This window comes from Stenotrophomonas sp. P5_B8, from assembly GCF_054049855.1.
The window spans coordinates 1-918 of sequence record NZ_JBFULO010000766.1; the positions used below are offsets into that span (position 1 = coordinate 1).

Sequence of the window (918 nt, forward strand, 5' to 3'; positions counted from 1 at the left end):
GTCAGGTAGGGTGACGGATTATTGACGCTTGAGTAATTGAGTGGGCGAGTTGATCCAGTGCGTGGTCAACCGCGGTTTGCTCCTGACCACGGACTGCGCATTCCCAGAACTCGATGACGTTCCATCCCTTGGCATGAAGCTCGAGCTGAACCCGGATGTCCCGGGACTTGTTTGAGTCAATTTTTGCCTGCCAGAACTCTGGCCGGGTCTTGGGCAGCCTGTATAGCGGGCAATCATGCCCATGCCAGAAACAACCATGGACAAACAAGACTGTTCGATACTTGGGTAGAACAATATCCGGCCGCCCGGGCAGCCCAGCCCCACCCAAGCGGTAGCGCAGGCCTCTCGCATGAAGGCCCTTGCGAACAAGGACCTCCAGCTTGGTGTTCGCGCCTCGGATCCGCGACATCTGCGCGGATCGCTGCTCGGGAGTGAGGCTGTCAACCAATGTCAGGCCTTCGCCTTCTTTCTGACGGTTTTGGCCGGCTTCTGCTTCGCGTCCTCCACAAGGTAGGGCACCATGATCCGCGCAACTTCGCTGATGACGGGAACGACCACGGAGTTGCCAAACTGCTTGTAGGCGCGGGTGTCCGAAACCGGAATACGGAAGTTTTCGTCGAACCCCATCAGGCGCGCGCACTCGCGCGGGGTGAGTCGGCGGGGATTCTTCTTCAAGCCTTGGGAGATCAGGATCTCCGAGCCATCCTTGTAGTAACGGGCCGAAAGCGTACGGCAGGTGCTCTCGCTGTTAACCAGCCCGAAGCCGAAGCCATTACCCTTGTCGCGGTGCTTCGCGGCGTAGTTCTGCAGGTACTCCCAAAGCTTGTCCGACAGCGTGTACTTGTCCAGCACCTTGCCCTTGGTACCCTCGATGTACGGGGAGTCAGCAGTCTCGGTGCCATCCTGGCTGTGCAGCAC

General features: G+C 58.9%; 2 protein-coding genes. Both read right to left on the reverse strand.

Annotation, left to right across the window (positions count from 1 at the left end):
- Window position 1 precedes the first annotated feature (1 nt).
- Window positions 2-448, reverse strand: a complete 447-nt coding sequence (locus tag ACXJKH_RS21320; RefSeq protein ID WP_457322367.1) for a very short patch repair endonuclease — start codon at window positions 446-448, stop codon at window positions 2-4.
- A gap of 2 nt (window positions 449-450) precedes the next feature.
- A partial coding sequence (locus ACXJKH_RS21325; RefSeq protein ID WP_457322369.1) for a DNA cytosine methyltransferase occupies window positions 451-918 on the reverse strand: 468 nt, incomplete at its 5' end.